Annotated in this window: 14 protein-coding genes; 7 read left to right on the top strand and 7 right to left on the bottom strand. The window is 68.0% G+C overall.

The features are described from left to right. Positions 1-114: 114 nt before the first annotated feature. From ASD82_RS05380 to mnmG, 4 genes are all read right to left on the bottom strand, one after another. Positions 115-1,968 carry an autotransporter domain-containing protein gene (locus tag ASD82_RS05380; protein ID WP_056716560.1) on the bottom strand — a complete coding sequence of 618 codons (1,854 nt, stop codon included), beginning with the start codon at positions 1,966-1,968 and terminating at the stop codon, positions 115-117. Positions 1,969-2,054: 86 nt separating this feature from the next. Beyond that, on the bottom strand, positions 2,055-4,385 hold the full coding sequence (locus ASD82_RS05385) for a Tex family protein (protein ID WP_056716564.1): 2,331 nt from the start codon (positions 4,383-4,385) through the stop codon (positions 2,055-2,057). 153 nt (positions 4,386-4,538) lie between these two features. Further along, complete coding sequence (locus ASD82_RS05390) at positions 4,539-5,315, bottom strand: RDD family protein (RefSeq protein WP_056716569.1); 777 nt, start codon at positions 5,313-5,315, stop codon at positions 4,539-4,541. A gap of 63 nt (positions 5,316-5,378) precedes the next feature. Further along, positions 5,379-7,256 carry a tRNA uridine-5-carboxymethylaminomethyl(34) synthesis enzyme MnmG gene (gene mnmG, locus ASD82_RS05395; protein WP_056716572.1) on the bottom strand — a complete coding sequence of 626 codons (1,878 nt, stop codon included), beginning with the start codon at positions 7,254-7,256 and terminating at the stop codon, positions 5,379-5,381. Between the two features lie 614 nt (positions 7,257-7,870). On the opposite strand from mnmG, the gene ASD82_RS05400 reads away from it, so the two are divergent. Then, positions 7,871-8,050, top strand: a complete 180-nt coding sequence (locus tag ASD82_RS05400; RefSeq protein WP_235577698.1) for a hypothetical protein — start codon at positions 7,871-7,873, stop codon at positions 8,048-8,050. Between the two features lie 91 nt (positions 8,051-8,141). Here the strand turns inward: ASD82_RS05400 and pepN are convergent, their stop codons facing one another. Next, complete coding sequence (gene pepN, locus ASD82_RS05405; RefSeq protein WP_056716575.1) at positions 8,142-10,796, bottom strand: aminopeptidase N; 2,655 nt, start codon at positions 10,794-10,796, stop codon at positions 8,142-8,144. A gap of 66 nt (positions 10,797-10,862) precedes the next feature. On the opposite strand from pepN, the gene ASD82_RS05410 reads away from it, so the two are divergent. Together ASD82_RS05410 and ASD82_RS05415 are read left to right on the top strand one after the other, a co-directional pair. After that, positions 10,863-11,864: an aldose epimerase gene (locus tag ASD82_RS05410; RefSeq protein ID WP_056716578.1), complete on the top strand. Its 1,002-nt coding sequence runs from the start codon at positions 10,863-10,865 to the stop codon at positions 11,862-11,864. Beyond that, a complete protein-coding gene (locus ASD82_RS05415; protein WP_200950234.1) occupies positions 11,858-12,811 on the top strand; it encodes a pyridoxal-phosphate dependent enzyme in 954 nt (317 codons plus the stop codon). Before ASD82_RS05410 ends, ASD82_RS05415 begins: the two co-directional genes overlap by 7 nt. Here ASD82_RS05415 and ASD82_RS05420 read toward each other — a convergent pair whose 3' ends face one another. Continuing rightward, positions 12,812-13,693, bottom strand: coding sequence for a DMT family transporter (locus ASD82_RS05420; protein ID WP_056716583.1), 882 nt, complete (start codon positions 13,691-13,693; stop codon positions 12,812-12,814). A 79-nt stretch (positions 13,694-13,772) separates the two neighbouring features. On the opposite strand from ASD82_RS05420, the gene ASD82_RS05425 reads away from it, so the two are divergent. Then, positions 13,773-14,363, top strand: a complete 591-nt coding sequence (locus ASD82_RS05425; protein ID WP_056716587.1) for a DNA-3-methyladenine glycosylase I — start codon at positions 13,773-13,775, stop codon at positions 14,361-14,363. 45 nt (positions 14,364-14,408) lie between these two features. On the opposite strand, the gene ASD82_RS05430 is transcribed toward ASD82_RS05425, so the two are convergent. Beyond that, the gene (locus tag ASD82_RS05430; RefSeq protein ID WP_056716591.1) at positions 14,409-15,029 is read right to left on the bottom strand and encodes an NAD(P)H-dependent oxidoreductase; all 621 of its coding nucleotides are present in this window, start codon (positions 15,027-15,029) and stop codon (positions 14,409-14,411) included. 159 nt (positions 15,030-15,188) lie between these two features. On the opposite strand from ASD82_RS05430, the gene ASD82_RS05435 reads away from it, so the two are divergent. From ASD82_RS05435 to ASD82_RS05445, 3 genes are all read left to right on the top strand, one after another. Further along, the gene (locus ASD82_RS05435; RefSeq protein WP_056716594.1) at positions 15,189-16,610 is read left to right on the top strand and encodes a PLP-dependent aminotransferase family protein; all 1,422 of its coding nucleotides are present in this window, start codon (positions 15,189-15,191) and stop codon (positions 16,608-16,610) included. A gap of 77 nt (positions 16,611-16,687) precedes the next feature. Next, entirely contained in the window at positions 16,688-17,191 is a 504-nt protein-coding gene (locus ASD82_RS05440; RefSeq protein ID WP_235580640.1) for a carboxymuconolactone decarboxylase family protein, read from the top strand. Between the two features lie 110 nt (positions 17,192-17,301). Continuing rightward, a complete protein-coding gene (locus ASD82_RS05445; RefSeq protein ID WP_056716599.1) occupies positions 17,302-17,622 on the top strand; it encodes a multidrug efflux SMR transporter in 321 nt (106 codons plus the stop codon). The last annotated feature ends 44 nt before the right edge of the window (positions 17,623-17,666 follow it).

A 17,666-nucleotide genomic window follows, 5' to 3' on the forward strand; every position in this document is an offset into this window, starting at 1 on the left:
GTACATGCCCGGACGTGCTCACGTGAATCAGTCACTTGCGTGACCGATCCACGTCCGGCCATCCACGTCCGACCATCCATGGCCGGGCTTCGAGGTTGAAAAAATCACAACCTCTCAGAACTTGATCCGGAAGCCCATGTTGAAGGCGTTGTATCGCTGGCTGGTATCGCTGAAGCGGGCGTTGTAGCCGATCCAGCTGGTCACCTTCGGGGTGAGCTGGGCGGACAGCCCCAGGTCGACCGTGCCCCAGGCCTTGTCCGGGACGAAGCCGACCATCGAGAACGAGCCGTTCATGGTGTTCAGGCCGGTGCTGATCGCGCGCACGGAGTCGGCCTTGCTGTCGCGCGTCCAGGCCAGTTCGGCGTAAGGCGACATGACCAGGTTGGCCACCTGCCACTGACCTTGCAGCCGCCAGCCGATGCTGCCCAGCAAGGCGCGCCGGCGCTGCTTGCCGAACCACATGGCGGTGGCGTCGCTGCCGATTTCGGCATAGCCGTCGACCTTCGCGTCCTGCCATTCGAAGCTGGCGAACGGGCCGGTGCGGATGTCGTCGAAACTGAACCACCAGCCGCCGTTGATGTTGGCACCGACGTGCGAGCCGTCGGTGTTGCCGACTTCGCTGATGCGCGCCGCGCCGACCTGGAAGTTGCGCTCGATGTGCTTGAAGTCGGATTGGCCGTAATGGACGATGCCGCCCACGTAGCCGCCGCCGGCCTGCCACGTCACATAGCCCAGGCCCGAGTAGTCGACCAGGTGGTAGCCGCCGCCGCCGTTCATGTGCGCGGTGTCGCGGGCGATGCCCAGCGCCACGCCGGCGGACAGGTTCTCGTTGACGCGCATGTCGTAGCCCAGCGTGAAGTGCGCGTTGTCGCTGTTCACCGACGGCGAGCTGGGGCTGGCGTCGAAACGCTGCTGGGCATAGTCGATGTTGACGAAGGCGCGGGTGCCTTCGCCCAGGCTGTCCTGCAGGATCTGGTTGTGCAGGGCACGGCCATAGGCGGTGATCGCGGACAACGGTGCTTCACCGAGCAGGGAGACCTGCTGCGGCGCGGCCAGTTCGGACGACACCACCTGGCCGAGCATCCGGTGCGCAGCGGTCGTGGGGTGGACGCCGTCGGCGAACAGATAGTTCTGGTCCGCGCCGGCGGCGACCAGGGTCGTGCCGTCGCAGTCGTGGGAGCTGGACGTGGTGCAGGCCGGCGTGGTGACGTTTACGAAACCATACTTGCCCGGATCGGCCAGCACCTGGTCGAACAGCGCGTAGGCATTCACTGCCAGCGTGTGGTCGCCCAGGCCCGCATTGAGGATCTGGTTGTAGGACTGCGACACGTCGGTAAGCACGCCGCTGATGCCCGGCACCAGGGCCTCGTTCGCCCGGGCCGACGGGGTGGCGCCGATGTTGGGCAGGTTGAACACCACCAGGTGCTGGGCGCCGGCCTGTTTCAGCTGGTTGATCAGCGCCACTTCCTGGGTGGCCGCGGCGTTGATGTTCGTCGTCGCCTGCTGCAGGGTTTCGCCGTAACCGGGGATGACCACGCCCACGCCGTACTGGGTGGAGTGATAGAAGATGTCGTTCGCGCCGCCCCAGATCATGTACAGGCTGTGCGGATCGGCCCTGGCGCCGTTGGCCAGGTAACCGTTGACCTGCTGGGTGATGGTCTGGATCTGCGGCGCCGGATCGCTGTTGGTGGTGATGCCCGCGCCGCCGTAGGCGTAGTCGCTGCCGCCCAAGCGGGATGGCTGCAGGTCGAGGCCCAGCTGGTCGGCCACGTTCTGCACGGTGACCTGGCCGGGATTGGTGGTGAACTTGTCGTACGCGCCGGCGGTGTTGGGCAGGTTGCCCGCATCACTGAGGCTGTCGCCGAACACCACGACATGGTTGAACGTGGAGCGATCGGTGGCCTGCGCGGCGTTGGCCAGCAGCATGGCGGCGGCGATCGCGCCGGCCAGATGACGTGTGCGAAGCATGCGTGGACTCCTGGAGTAGCGGCCCCGGAAGGACCGCGTAGATATTTCACTAAAGTAACGGAAAGCCTGCGGCTGCACCATCGACGTCAGTTCTTGCGAGCCTTCGCAAAAGCATCCGCAAAGGCGCCGCTGGCGGGTGGTGGCGTGGGTTTGGGCAGGCCGCCACGGCTGGGCGGACGGCCATCGCGTGGTCCGCGGCCTTCCGCTGCGCCGGCGCCGCGCTCGCGCGTCTGTCCGGGTTCGTCGTCCAGCCGCATGCTGAGGCCGATGCGCTGGCGCGGCAGGTCGACTTCCATCACCTTGACCTTGACGATGTCCCCGGCCTTTACCGCGTCGCGCGGGTCCTTGACGAAGGTATGCGACAGCGCCGAGACATGGACCAGGCCGTCCTGGTGCACGCCGATGTCGACGAAGGCACCGAACGCCGCCACGTTGGTGACGCGGCCTTCGAGGATCATGCCCGGCCGGAGATCCTTCACGTCCTCGACGCCTTCGGCGAAGCTCGGCGCCACGAATTCCGGGCGCGGATCGCGGCCGGGCTTCTCCAGTTCCTTGAGGATGTCGCGCACGGTCGGCACGCCGAATTTCTCGTCGGTGAACTGTTCGACCTTCAGCCCGCGCAGGAAGCCGGTGTCGCCGATGATGTTGCGCACCTCGCGGCCGCACTGGGCGATGATCCGCTCGACCACCGGATAGGCTTCCGGATGCACCGAGCTGGCGTCCAGCGGATTGTCGCCGTTCGGCACGCGCAGGAAACCCGCGCATTGCTCGAATGCCTTGTCGCCCAGCCGCGGCACTTTCAGCAGCGCCTTGCGGTTGGCGAACGGACCGTTGGCGTCGCGGTGCTTGACCACGTTCTCGGCGACGCTGGCGCTGAGGCCGGCGACGCGGGACAGCAGGGCGGCCGAGGCGGTGTTGACGTCCACGCCGACGGCATTGACGCAATCCTCGACGCGGGCATCCAGCGCGCGGGCCAGCTTGATCTGGTTCACGTCGTGCTGGTACTGGCCCACGCCGATCGCCTTCGGCTCGATCTTCACCAGCTCGGCCAGCGGGTCCTGCAGGCGGCGGGCGATCGACACCGCGCCGCGCAGGGTGACGTCGAGGTCGGGGAATTCCCTGGCGGCGGTTTCGGACGCCGAATACACCGAGGCGCCCGCCTCGCTCACCACGATCTTGGCGATCGTGTGCGAGGCGTCGGCCTTGGCCAGGCCCTTGATCAGTTCGCCGGCCAGCTTGTCGGTCTCGCGCGAGCCGGTGCCGTTGCCGATCGAGATCAGGTCGACGTGATGCTGCTTGCACAGCCGGGCCAGCGAGGCCAGCGATTCGTTCCACTGCCGCTTCGGCTCCAGCGGGTAAATGGTATCGGTGGCGAGGACCTTGCCGGTCGCGTCGACCACGGCGACCTTGCAGCCGGTGCGGATACCGGGGTCCAGCCCCATCACCGTCTTCGCGCCCGCCGGGGCGGCCAGCATCAGGTCCTTCAGGTTGTCGCCGAACACCCGGATCGCCTCGTCCTCGGCACCTTCACGCACGCGCCCGAACAGGTCGAGGGTGAGGTGCAGGTGCAGCTTCACGCGCCAGGTCAGGCGCACGGTTTCGCGCAGCCAGGCATCGGCGGCGCGGCCGCGGTTGTGGATGTTCGCGTGCGCCGCCACCCGGCCCTCGGCTTCGGCGTGGCCCTGCTCGCTGTCGGCGGCGGGTGCCAGCTCGATCTCGATCACGCCTTCGTTGCGGGCGCGCATCAGTGCCAGCAAGCGATGCGAGGGAATCTTGCCGATCGGTTCGACGTGGTCGAAGTAGTCGCGGAACTTCGCGCCCTCGTTCTGCTTGCCCTCGACCACGGTCGCGCGGATCTGCCCCTGCGTCCACAGCCAGTCGCGCAGCTCGCCGACCAGGTGGGCGTCTTCGGCGATCGATTCCATCAGGATCGCGCGGGCGCCATCCAGCGCCGCGCGCACGTCGGCGATGCCTTTCTCCGCGTCGACGAAGGACTCGGCGAACGCTTCCGGGGTCAGCGTGGGATCGTCGCGCAGGCCCAGCGCCAGCGGTTCCAGCCCCGCCTCGCGGGCGATCTGCGCCTTGGTGCGGCGCTTGGGCTTGAACGGCAGGTACAGGTCTTCCAGCCGCGCCTTGGTGTCGGCGGCGAGCAGGTCGGCCTTCAACGTGTCGTCGAGCTTGCCCTGTTCCTCGACGCTGGCGAGGATCGCCGCGCGACGTTCTTCCAGCTCGCGCAGGTAGCGCAGGCGTTCTTCCAACAGGCGCAGCTGGGTGTCATCGAGGCCGCCGGTGACCTCCTTGCGATAGCGCGCGATGAACGGCACGGTGGCGCCGCCGTCGAGCAGTTCGACCGCGGCGCGGACCTGGGCGGTGCTGGCGGCGATATCGGTGGCGATGCGTTGTTCGATGCTTTGCATGAGCGACTTTCGATTCCTTGCAACGGCGCGCGGCGCCGGATAAACGGGACTGACCCTCGATGATAACAAGTGATCCCGAGGGCGCTGTCCCGCCAAACAAAACGGCGCCGCGGATCGACCGCGGCGCCGCTGCTGTCCTGATTCAGGCCAGGATCACGCGTTGAACGAATTGTTCTTCTTGCCGGCGGGCGCGCCGTTGAACTCGCTGGCGCGGCCGTTCAGCACCAGGGTGCCGCAGATCATGTCGTGCAGGCCCTGCTTGCGCTGGGTCCAGCCGGCCATCAGGAAGCCGACGCCGAGAATGATCGCGCTGAGGAACTTGGCGAAATAGCGGCCCAGTGCCTTCAGGAAGCTGATCCGGTTGCCGTCCAGGTCGGTGACCCGGATGCCCAGCGCCAGCTTGCCCACCGTGCCCTGCCAGGCCGAACTTTCGCAAACCACGAAGTAGAGGATGCCCATCACCAGGATCAGCAGCATCGCCGGCCACATCGTGCCGTAGTAATGCGCGTTGGCCGCCATCATCGCGTCAGGGTTGCCGGCACCATCGAGGATCGCCTGCTGCAGCGCGGCCTTCGCCGCGGTGCCACCGAACGCCTTCTCGATCAGCATCTGCGGGATGTACAGGATGATCGCGTCGAGGATGTAGGCGGCGAAGCGCTTCCAGAAGCCGGCATAGTCTTCCAGCGCGGCGGCCGTGGTCTGCGGCAGCAGCGGTGCAGCAGGTGCGGCGTATGGGTTGCTGCCTGCGGCGGCCGCAGGTACCGCGTTCACCGCGTCGGGAAACAGCACCGATAGCGGTTGCCAGTCGGCGAGGCCTTCGTACCAGGCCAGGTCGGCCGGGCTGACCTGGCCGCTGCGCAGCCACTGGCGCACGTCTTCTTCCTTGTAGGGGCCATGTCGTTCACCGTCGCGGCCGATCCAGATCTCCATTGCGCACTCCCCATGCTGGTCAAAGTGGGCATGATGCCATGAGCGGCCGCGATTGCCGCAAGCTCAGGCCGCGTTGCGGCGCTTCAGGTGCACCAGCAGCAGCGAAATCGCGGCGGGCGTCACGCCGCTGACGCGGGCGGCCTGGCCGACGGTGGCCGGCAGCGAACGCTTGAGCTTCAGCAGCACTTCGGCGGACAGCCCGCGCACCTTGTCGTAGTCGAACCCGGCCGGGATCGGCAGGTGCTCCTGGCGTCGCTGGCGCTCAATCTCCTCGCGCTGGCGCTCGAGGTAGCCGGCGTACTTCACCTGCACCTCGACCTGCGCCACGACATCCTCGGCGGTCAGCGTCGGGCCCAGTTCGGCGACCTCGGCAAGCCTGGCGTAGTCGAGTTCGGGGCGGCGCAGCAAGTCGGTCGCGCTGGTCTCGCGGGTGACCGTGATGCCGAGCTGCCGCTGCACGGCCGCGCCCAGCGCATTCGTCGGCGAGATCCACAGCGAGCCGAGTCGCTGCAGTTCGCGCTCCACCGCGTCGCGCTTGGCGCGCAGGGCATCGAAGCGCGCCTGCGCCACCACGCCCAGCTCGAAACCCCGTTCGGTGAGGCGCAGATCGGCGTTGTCCTCGCGCAGATGCAGCCGGTACTCGGCGCGCGAGGTGAACATGCGGTAGGGCTCGATGGTGCCGTTGCTGGTGAGGTCGTCGATCAGTACGCCGATGTACGCCTCGTCGCGGCGCGGATACCACGGCGCCTTGCCCTGCACCGACAGTGCCGCGTTGAGGCCGGCGATCAGGCCTTGCGCGGCGGCTTCCTCGTATCCGGTGGTGCCGTTGATCTGGCCGGCGAAGTACAGGCCGGGGATCGCCTTGGTCTCCAGCCACGGGTTCAGGCCGCGCGGGTCGAAGTAGTCGTACTCGATCGCGTAGCCGGGACGGGTGATGTGGGCGTGCTCGAAACCCTTGATCGATTGCACCAGGGCCAGCTGCACGTCGTACGGCAGCGAGGTGGAGATGCCGTTCGGGTAGATCTCGAACGTGTCCAGCCCTTCCGGCTCGATGAAGATCTGGTGGGAGGACTTCTCGGCGAAGCGCACCACCTTGTCTTCGATCGACGGGCAATAGCGCGGGCCCACGCCCTCGATCTGGCCGGTGTACAGCGGCGAGCGGTCCAGCGCGCCGCGGATGATCTCGTGCGTGCGCTCGGAGGTATGCGTGATCCAGCAGCTGACCTGGCGCGGATGCTCGTCGCGCGAGCCGAGGTAGGAGAATACCGGCGCCGGCGTGTCGCCGGGCTGTTCGTCGAGACCGCTGAAATCGATGCTGCGCAGATCGATCCGCGGCGGCGTGCCGGTCTTCAGGCGGTCGGCGGCCACCGGCAGTTCACGCAGCTTTTGCGCCAGCGTGCTGGCCGGCGGATCGCCCGCGCGACCACCCGCGTACTGCGCCTGACCGATGTGGATCTTGCCGGCGAGGAAGGTGCCCGCAGTGAGCACCACGCTGCGGGTGTTGAACGTGAGGCCCATCTGGGTGACCACCCCGCAGACGCGTCCCCCTTCGATGATCAGGTCGTCCACCGCCTGCTGGAACAATTCGAGATTGGGCTGGGTTTCCACGAGGTAGCGGATCGCCGCCTTGTACAGGGCGCGGTCGGCCTGGCAGCGCGTGGCGCGGACCGCCGGGCCTTTCGACGCGTTCAAGGTCCGCCACTGGATGCCGGCGCGGTCGGCCGCATGCGCCATGGCACCGCCCAGCGCGTCGATCTCCTTGACCAGGTGGCCCTTGCCGATGCCACCGATGGCCGGGTTGCAGCTCATCTGGCCGATCGTCTCGATGTTGTGGCTGAGCAGCAGGGTGCGCGCGCCCGTGCGGGCGGCGGCCAGCGCGGCTTCGGTGCCGGCATGGCCGCCGCCGATCACGATGACGTCGTAACGGGTCGGGTGGTGCATCAAACTGACCTGAGCGTGCAGAAAGTGACGAAACGGGGCGACATGGTAACGCCATCAAGGGTTTGTGAGCCGAAACCGATGGATGGCACGCTTCCTGCTTAGACTGCGTCAGCACTTTCCAGGGCAGACGCTGCGCGACTACGCGCGCCGAGATCGAACTGACAGGGGTTCGATCGCGTACCGGGAAAGGAAGCAAGACGGCACCCTTCGGGGTGCCGTCGTCTTTTGTGCGGTCCGAACTGCCGTGCGCACTGGCCGGATCGCCCAAATGACGAGGCCCCGCGGTGGTAGCCGCGGGGCCTCGTGCTTTTAGATCTGGCGCTCGGCGGTCTCAGGAACAGGGGGAATCCAGGATGACCGTATTGCCGAACGCCAGAAACCGGAAATTCGCTGAAACGAAAGCAGCGTCTGCCGTCTCGTGGTGCGGGTCGATAGTCACCGAAAATGCGTGAACAAAGGGTGACTGAAAAGGAATTTTGTGCCGGACCGCGGCAGCTGATGACGTGCTGCGTCAGTCGTGTGATCCATGCCCGGAAAAACTGTGACGAGCATCACACATGGCATGGCGGTTGCATTCCCTTTGCTACCAACCACGAAGGGGATATGTCATGGACATGAGCTTCGATTTCCAACCCGTCTATCCGCATCATGACCTGCTGGTCGAACTGGGCCAGGTCGAAATGGACATCGACGAGCTGTATGACCGCAATGACAGCGAGCGTGACGCGCTGCAGCCCGACCTGGAATCGCGCATGCAGAGCCTGCTGGATGCGCTCGATCATCTGGCCGTCTGAATGAAGAACCCGCCCACGTGCGTGGTGACACCACCACGCACCGCAGGGCGAGATACCGGGGCAGCCCCACTGCGCGGCACCCCGTCGACGGTCAGTGATTCAACACGCTGCCGATGATTTCGGCGAGATTGCGGGACAGCCCGCGATGCGCCGACAGCTCCACGATCACCGTCCGCGCCGCCTCGCGCCGCCGCGGCTCCAGCCGCTGCCAGCCGTTGAACGCCGTGGCCAGTCGCGCCGCGACTTGCGGGTTCAGCGCATCCAGCGACACCAGGCGCTCGGCCAGCAGGCGATAGCCGGCACCATCGATGCGATGGAAGCCGCTGGGGTTGTTGCGCACGAACGCACCCAGTAGCGACTGCACCCGGTTCGGATTCTTCAGCGTGAACGCGTCGTCGCGCTCCAGCAGTTGCACGCGCTCCAGCGCGGGCTCGCCCGGCAATTGCGCCTGCACCGCAAACCACTTGTCCAGCGCCAGCGCATCGCCGGCATGACGTGCGCGGTATTCGAGCAGGGCTGCGGACGCCTGCGGCGCGCCACTGCGCACCAGCACGGACAGCGCGGCGAGGCGATCGGTCATCCCCGGCGCGTCGCGGAACTGCGCGGCCGCCAGCTCGGCCGCGCCGTCACGGTCCAGCAAGGCCAGCAACTCCAGCACGCGGCGCTTGAGCCGGCGACGCGCCTGGCTGACGGCGTCCAGCGCGATGCTGGTGTGCGCGGCCAGCGCGACGTAGCGCTGGCGCAGGGCGTCGGCGCCCAGGCGCGCGGCCAGCCGCTGCTGCAGTTCCTGGCGCAACTGGTGAATGCGCTGCGGATCGATCGCCGACTCGCGCTCGGCCAGTTCCACCTCGCCCGGCGGAGTCAGCAGGTCGGCCAGCAAGGCGTCGTCGATCGTGGCGTTGCCGAACAGCGAGGCCAGCGCATCGCACCAGGCCAGCAAGGCGTCGGACGCGTTGCCGTCGCGCAGGTTCTCGTAGGCACGCGCCGCCAGTTGCTGGCCGGCTTCCCAGCGGTTGAAGCCGTCGATGTCGTGGGCCAGCAGCAGGGCCAGCTCATCCGGTGCGTAGTCGCACTCCAGCACCACCGGCGCGGAAAAGCCCCGCAGCAGCGACGGCACCGGCGCGGTGATCACGTTGGTGAACACGAAGTCCCGTTCGGCCTGGTCCAGCACCACCACCATCTCGTTCGATGGTCCGGACGTCTGGCCGTCCAGATGCAGGGGCAGCATGTCGCCGTGGCGGGTGAACAACGCCAGCTTCACCGGGATCGGCAGCGGCGGCCGTGCCTCCGTGCCGTTGCCGCCGGGCGCGCGCTGGCCCAGGCTCAGCGTGTAGGTATGCGCGGCTGCGTCGTACTGGCCGTGAGCCTTCAGTCGCGGCGTGCCGGCCTGGCCGTACCAGGCCAGGTACGGGGAGAGGTCGGTGTCGTTGGCCTCGCCCAGCGCGGCGAGGAAGTCCTCGATCGTGGCGGCGCGCCCGTCGTTGCGCTCGAAATACCGGTCCATGCCGCGGCGGAAGCCGTCCTGGCCCAGCGCGCCGGCCAGCATGCGCACCAGTTCCGAGCCCTTCTCGTAGACGGTGGCGGTATAGAAATTGTTGATCTCGCTGTACTGCGCCGGGCGCACCGGATGCGCCAGCGGGCCGGCGTCTTCGGGGAACTGGGCGCGACGCAGCAGCGACACGTCCTCGATCCGCTTCAGCGGCGCCGAGTTCATGTCGGCCGAGAAGCTCTGCTCGCGGAACACGGTGAGCCCTTCCTTCAGGCTCAGCTGGAACCAGTCGCGGCAGGTGACGCGGTTGCCGCTCCAGTTGTGGAAATACTCGTGGGCGACCACCGCCTCGACGTGGCGGTATTCGTCGTCGGTGGTCGAATCCGGATCGGCCAGCAGGCACTTCGCGTTGAAGATGTTGAGGCCCTTGTTCTCCATCGCGCCCATGTTGAAGTCGTGGGTGGCGACCACGTGGAACACGTCCAGGTCGTAGTTGCGGCCGTAGGCCTGCTCGTCCCAGCGCATCGAGCGCTCCAGCGCGTCCATCGCGTAGTGGCAGCGATCGATCGCGTCGGGCTCGGCCCAGATCTTCAGCTGCACCGCGCGGCCGTCGGCGGTGACGTAGTCGCGCTCGATCACCTCCAGCCGGCCCGCGACCAGGGCGAACAGGTAGCTCGGCTTGGGATGCGGATCGACGAAGCGCGCCCAGTGCCGGCCGCCCTCCAGCTCGCCGGCGCCATCCGGATTGCCGCCGGCCAGCAGCACCGGGAAGCGCGCGCGATCGGCGCGCAGGGTGACCGTGTAGCTGGACAGCACGTCGGGCCGGTCGGGGAAGAAGGTGATGTGGCGGAAGCCCTCGGCCTCGCACTGGGTCAACAGGAAGCCGGCCTCGCGCGAGCCGGACAGGTACAGGCCTTCCAGTGCGGTGTTCGCCGCCGGGCGCAGCCGCACGCGGGTCTCCAGCACGCTGCCGTCGCGGGCGCCGTCGACTTCCAGCACGTTGTCGGCGTAGCGGTAGGCGGTGGCGGGCAACGGCACGCCATCCAGGCTGATCGACAGCAGCTGCAGGTCCTCGCCATCCAGGCGCAGCGGCGCGTCCTGGGCGGGGTCGCGGCGCAGGCGCAGGCGCGAACACAGTTCGCTGGCGTCGATGCCGAGGTCGAAATCCAGTTCGACCGTCTCCACGCGCCAGGCTGGCGCACGGTAGTCGCAAAGACGGATCAAGGCCGGGGCGGCTTGCTCGGGGAGTGCATGCATGGGATAGAGATGGGGCGTGGGGATCGAAAAGGATACCATGCACCTGTTAAACCACAGGAAAATCCCATGGGTGCGACGCGCTACACCGCCCGGCTCAGCCGCCTTGGCGATCAGGACATCGTGGTGCTGACGGACGTCGATGGCGGCCGCTGCATCCGCATCGCGCGACGTGGTGCGGCCCTGCTCAGCTTCGAGGCCGATGTCGACGGCACAACCCGCGACCTCGCCGCCGGCTATGAAGACGCCAGCGAGATCGTGCACCGGCCGGGTTCGCGCTTCGCGATCATGGTGCCGTTCGCCGGCCGCATCGCCGATGCGCGCTATGACTTCGACGGCCAGCCGCAGGATCTCGATCCGGGCGTCAGCGGTGCCGATCGGGCCAGCCGCCACGGCTTCGTGCGCGACGCGGTGTTCGAGGTCGCCGATCTGGGTGCGGACGACGATGCCGCCCGGGTCACCCTGCGCACCAGCGCGATCCGCCCGCAGCCGGGCTATCCGCACGCGATCGACCTGGCGGTGACGTTCACCCTCGACTACGCCGGACTCGGCCTGGAGGCCGTCATGCGCAACGTCGGCGACAGCGCGGCGCCGTGCTTCTTCGGCTGGCACCCATACTTCCGCGTGGCCGATGGCGAGGTCGACGACTGGCAGCTGCAGATTCCCGCGCAGACCCTGATCCGCACCGGCGCCGACCTGATCGCGCTGGCCGGCGCCGAGGCGCATGTGCCGCTGGACGATGCGCCGGCGCTGGATTTCCGTCGGCCGCGGCTGATCGGCGACAGCATCCTCGACCAGGGCTATACCGACCTGGCGGCCGACGCCGATGGCCGCATCCGCACCCGCCTGGTCGATCCGGCCAGCGGCTTCGCCGTCACGGTGTGGCAGGAGCGCGGCGTGATGCACGCGTTCACCGCCGACACGGTGAGCCGCGATGCGCGCCGCGCGATCGCGCTGGAGCCGATGGAATGCATGGCCGACGCCTTCAACCGTCCCGAATGCGCCGCGGCGATCCGGCTGGAGCCGGGCGCCGAGCGCATTTTCCGCTGTGGCGTGGAGATCGAATCGTGAAAGATGCCCTGCCGTGTTTCGACGACATCCGCGATGCCGCCGCGCGCATCGCCCCGCACGCGCGACCCACCCCGGTCCTGCGCAGCGCCCGGCTCGATGCGCTGGCCAACGCCGAGCTGCACTTCAAGGGCGAGCACCTGCAGCGTGGCGGCGCGTTCAAGTTCCGCGGCGCCTGCAATGCCGTGTGGTCGCTCGACGACGCCACGGCGGCGCGCGGCGTGGTCACCCATTCCTCCGGCAACCACGGCAACGCGCTGGCGCTGGCCGCAGCCACCCGCGGCATCGCCGCCCATGTGGTGGTGCCCGAAGGCGCGGTGCGCGCCAAGCTGGAGGCGATCGAGCGCGCCGGCGCGATCCTGCATCGCTGCGCGCCGACCCAGGCGGCCCGCGAGGCGAAGTGCGCCGAAGTGCAGCGCGACACCGGCGCCGAGCTGGTGCATCCGTATGCCGACACGCGGGTGATGGCCGGGCAGGGCACGCTCGCCCTCGAACTGCTGCAGCAGGCCGGCGCGCTGGACGCGCTGATCACCCCGGTCGGTGGTGGCGGCCTGGCCAGTGGCGTGGCGATCGCCGCCCACGGCCTCGACCCCGCGCTGGCGCTGTTCGGCGCCGAGCCGCTGGGCGCCGACGACGCGGCGCGTTCGCTGGCCCAGGGCACGCGGGTCACCAGCGTGGTGCCCGACACCGTCTGCGACGGCCTGCGCGCCCTGATCGGCGAGCGCAACCTCGACGCGCTGCGCGCTCATCATGTCGAGGTGATCACGGTCAGCGACGCGGAGACCATCGCGGCCATGCAGTTGCTGTGGACCGAGCTGAAGCAGGTGGTGGAAGTGTCCAGCGCCACCGTGCTGGCGGCGATCCTGCAGCAGCCGCAACGCTTCGCCGGCAAGCGCGTCGGCGTGGTGCTGACCGGTGGCAACGTGGATCTCGCCGCGTTGCCGTGGTGATCAGGCGCGGCGTTTCGCACCCACGCCGCTGACCGCCACCAGCCCGGCCAGCACGAACACGATGCCGAGCAGCTCCATCATCGACGGCTGCTCGTGCAGGATCAGCCAGGCCAGCAGCACGCTGACGATCGGCACGCCCAGGCTGGAAATGCTGGCCACCGTGGTCGGCAGCCGCTGCAGCACGATCGACCACAGCCACCAGGCCAGGCTGGAGGCCAGCAGCACGCTGTAGGCCAGTCCTGCGACGAAGGCCGCGTTCCACTCGATCGCCCGCTCCGGCACCGCCAGCGCGATCGCGCCCAGCACCATGCCGCCCAGCAGCATCTGCCACGCGGTGAGGTTGAGCACCGACGGCGCGTGCCGCTGGAACATCCGCTTGCTGAGCACCGTGCCGGCCGCCCAGGCCGCGCCGCCGGCGATCGCCAGCGTGGTGCTCAGCGCGCTGCCCAGGTCATGCCACGGTTCGATGATGCAGAGCAGCCCGATCGCCGCCAGCCCCACGCCGATCCAGTGGCGTCGCGTGGGCCGGTCGCCCAGCACCAGCCAGGCCAGCAGCACCGCCCAGAACGGCATGGTGTAGGCGAGCAGGGCCACATGCCCGGCGCCGCCGCCGATCAGCGCCCATTGCTCCAGCCCCTGGAACGCGGTGGTCTGGCACAGGCCGATCAGCAGGGTGGGCAACAGCGGCGGTGGCCGCAGCGATTGCCGCGACAGCAGCAGCGCGCCGAACAGCACGGCAGCACCGAGCAGGTAACGCAGCGCCGCGAAATGGAACGGGCCGGCATACGCCAGCACCTGTTTCATCACGACCCAGCTGTACGCCCAGATCAGGATGGTGACGAACAGCGCGGACAGTGCGCCGCGTGAGGGCGAGGGCGACATGGGAAACCGGGCGCGGATGGGGCGACAAGTCTAGCGGGCTGGGTTAGCTTGTGCGGCACCTCGTGAGCACAAGCCAGCCATGACCAGGACCACCGAACCGCACCGTTGCCAATGGGCCGCCGCCGGCGACGCCCTGATGCGCGACTACCACGACACCGAATGGGGCACGCCGCTGCACGACGACCGCGGCCTGTTCGAGTTCCTCTGCCTGGAAGGTGCCCAGGCCGGCCTGTCGTGGCGCACCGTGCTCAACAAGCGCGACAACTACCGCAAGGCCTTCCACGACTTCGAGATCGCCCGGGTGGCTGCGATGACCGATCGCGAGCTGGAAAAATGCCTGCTCGATCCCGGCATCATCCGCAACCGCCTCAAGATCTCCTCGGTCCGCGACAACGCCGTCGCCGCGCAGAAGGTGATCGGGGAATTCGGCAGTCTGGACGTCTGGCTGTGGTCCTTCGTCGACGGCAAGCCGCTGCGCAATCGCTGGCGCGAGCAGGTCGAGGTGCCGGCCAGCACCGAACTGTCCGACCGCATGAGCAAGACGCTGAAGAAACGCGGCTTCCGCTTCGTGGGCACCACCATCTGCTACTCGCTGCTGCAGGCCACCGGGATGATCAACGATCACCTGGTGGGCTGCTTCCGGCACAAGGCCTGCGCCGAGGGACGTTGAGCGACCGATCGCTGTCGATCGCGCTGGCGCCGCCACGGCGCGGCTTCATGTGCAGGACGGGACCGCGGTCGAGAAGTGATCCTGCATGGCCTGCTCCGCCCTGGCGCGGGCTTCGGCGACGGCCTGGGGACCAAACGCCGTCCCCTGAACGGAAAAGAAGGTCAGCTCGTGCAGCCCGATCATGCCCAGGATGGCTTGCAGATACGGCACGAGAAAATCCGGCTGGCGCGCGCCAGGGCCGGAGAATCTTCCACCCGAGGACACCGCGACGAAGACCGGACGGTCCTTCAGCAGAGCCACCTTTCCGTCCCTGCCGACATCGAACGTCCGACGCACCCGGACCACGTGGTCGAGCCACAGTTTCAGCGCGGCGGGAACGGTGAAGTTGTGCATCGGCGTGCCGATCACCACGATGTCGGAAGTTTCCAGCTCACGGATCAGTTCGTCGGAGCGGGCGGCCGTGCCTGCGTCGGAGATGTCCGCCGGCGCCTGCTGGGAAACGGCGTAGTCCTCGTCGATGGGCGACAGCGCGTTGCCGCTGATGTCCCGGCGGATCACCGTGGACGTTGGCACGATCCGCCGCAGTGATCCGATGATCCGTTGCGAGAGCCGATGGCTTTCGGAGTCTTGCCCGCGCGGGCTGCAGGTGACGTGCAGGATTTTCATGAGCCGCTTCCGTGATGTCACGATGGAGCCTTCATGCTAGGCATGGCATGGCCTGCCTCCAAGGTCCATGAATGGAGATTTTGATCAGGCCATGATTGCCGCCGTCGCGACGCGCGGTGGTACATTTGTTCGCGAACCACCTGCGGAATGGACCGAGCCATGCGCGTCGCGAAAAGCCGCACCATCTCGCCGCTGGACCCGGCGGCGGCCGAACCGTTCTACCGGCAGATCTACGACCGGTTTCGGGGCGCCATCGCCAGCGGGCTGCTGAAGCCGGGTGACCGGATACCTTCGGCGCGCGTGCTGGCCACGGAACTGGGGCTGGCCCGAGGCACGATCGAGACGGCGTATGCGCTGCTGGCTGCCGAGGGCTATATCCAGGCCCGCGGCCAGGCGGGCACCGTGGTGACGCCGGGCCTCCGGCTGCAGGCGCCCGTGGCGGGCACGGTGCGCCGACCCGGCAGCCGTGTTGCCACGACCAGTTTCCGCCCCGATTCGATCCTGCCGTTCCAGATGGGCCTGCCCGCCCTCGATGCGTTTCCCCGGAAGGTCTGGGCGCGCCTGGGCGCGCGCTGCGTGCGCGCCATGCAGCCTCCGGACATGGTGCATCCCCCGGTATGCGGCCTGCCGAACTTGCGCGGCGAGATCGCCACCTATCTCCAGGTGTCGCGGGGGATCGACTGCTCGCCGTCGCAGGTCTTCGTGACGTCGGGCTACCGCCACAGCATGGAGTTGATCGCCCACGCCCTGCTGAAGGCGGGCGATCGCGTCTGGCTCGAGAACCCCGGTTACCCGCCCACGCGGGAGTTGTTGCGGCTCATGCGGATGACGGCCGTCCCGGTGGCGGTGGACGGGGAGGGCATGATCGTCGCCGATGGATTGAAGAGCGCGCCGCGGGCACGCGCCGCCGTGGTCACGCCGGGGCATCAGAGTCCGCTGTGCGTGTCGCTGTCGCTGCCTCGACGACTGGCGCTGCTGGACTGGGCGGCACGAATCGGCTCCTGGATCGTCGAGGACGACTACGACGGCGAATACCGCTACGTCAGCCGTCCCCTGCCGGCGTTGAAGAGCCTGGATCGCGATGGTCGGGTGCTTTATGCGGGCACCTTCAGCAAGGTGCTGTTTCCGGGCATCCGGCTGGCCTATCTGGTCGTGCCGGAAACACAGGTCGAACGGTTCGAACAGGTCAGCCAGGCCTTCGCCGGTGGCAGTCCCCAGCTCAGCCAGGCGCTGGTCGCGGCCTTCATGCGCGAAGGACACTTCGCGCGGCATGTCCAGCGCATGCGCAAGCTCTACGCCGAGCGTCGGGAAGCGACCGCCGCCGGCCTGGAGAGCGTGCTGGGGAAACATGTGCGCATCGACCCGCAGCCGGGCGGCATGCATCTGATCCTGCGCCTGCAGGGCAAACGGTCGGACCGCCGCCTCGTTGCGCGCATGCACGAAGAGGGGCTGTACGGCGAGGCGCTGACCGACTGGTTCGTGGGCGGCAAGGGCGCCTCGGCCCTGCTGCTCAACTTCACGAACATCGATTCCCGGCGTACCGCCGAAGGCCTGGCGCGGCGCCTGTTGAAGCTGATGTGAGAAGGCGGCACTCGGCCGGGCGAAAGAACATGGCCCAGCATGAAATCGCAATCATGGCTCTCACGATGTAGGCCAAGATGCAGGACGATGAAGTCCTTCATCAACGCATGCAAGGATTCCTCATGACCAGCCGCATCGACTACGCCAAGGCCGCCCCCGAGGGTTACAAGGCTTTCGGCGGGGTGTACCTCACGCTTCAGAAAAGCAGCCTGCCCAGGGAGCTGGTCGACCTCGTCTACCTGCGGGTTTCCCAGCTCAACGGCTGCGCCTACTGCATCGACATGCATTCCCGCGACCTGCTCAAGTCCGGACTGGCGGTGGACAAGCTTGTCCTGGTGCCGGCATGGCGCGACGCCGGCAAGCTGTTCAGTGCCCGCGAACGCCGCGCACTGGCCTGGGCGGAAACCGTGACGCGCGCGGCCGACACCGGCGTTCCCGATGCCGACTACGAGGCCGTCGCCGCCGAATTCGGCGACAGGGAGCTCGCCGATCTCACCTATGCGATCGCCTTGATGAACGCGTTCAACCGGTTCGGCATCGCGTTCCGGTCGACCCCGGCGGCGGTTGCCGCGATCGCCTGAGGCGAGCCGCCGACGAACCGGCCCCGTGCGCGGCCCTGCCGCGCACGGGGAGCTCACCCCATTCGCCAGGCCACGACACCCGGCGAATCCACAAACGGAGTCGATGACTCATGGCTTGGCTACTGCTCGGCGTCGCCAGCATCTTCGAAATCGCCTTCGCCCTCGGGATGAAGTGGTCCGAAGGCTTCACGCGCTGGCTGCCTGCGCTGTTCACCGTGGGCACCGGCTTGTCGAGCGTGTTTCTTCTTTCGTTCTCGCTGCGCACCCTGCCGGTGGGGACCGCCTATGCGGTGTGGACCGGCATCGGTGCGGCGGGCACCGCGATTCTCGGCATGGTGGTGCTGGGTGATTCTGCGGCGCCGCTGCGGTTGCTCTGCATCGCGCTCATCCTGGCGGGCGTCATCGGATTGAAGCTCGTTTCGGGAAGCTGAGGGCGGGCGCGCCACGCTGCAGGCCGCGGGCCGGAGGCAATAGA

Source organism: Rhodanobacter sp. Root179 (genome assembly GCF_001428465.1).
Classification (GTDB): Bacteria; Pseudomonadota; Gammaproteobacteria; order Xanthomonadales; family Rhodanobacteraceae; genus Rhodanobacter.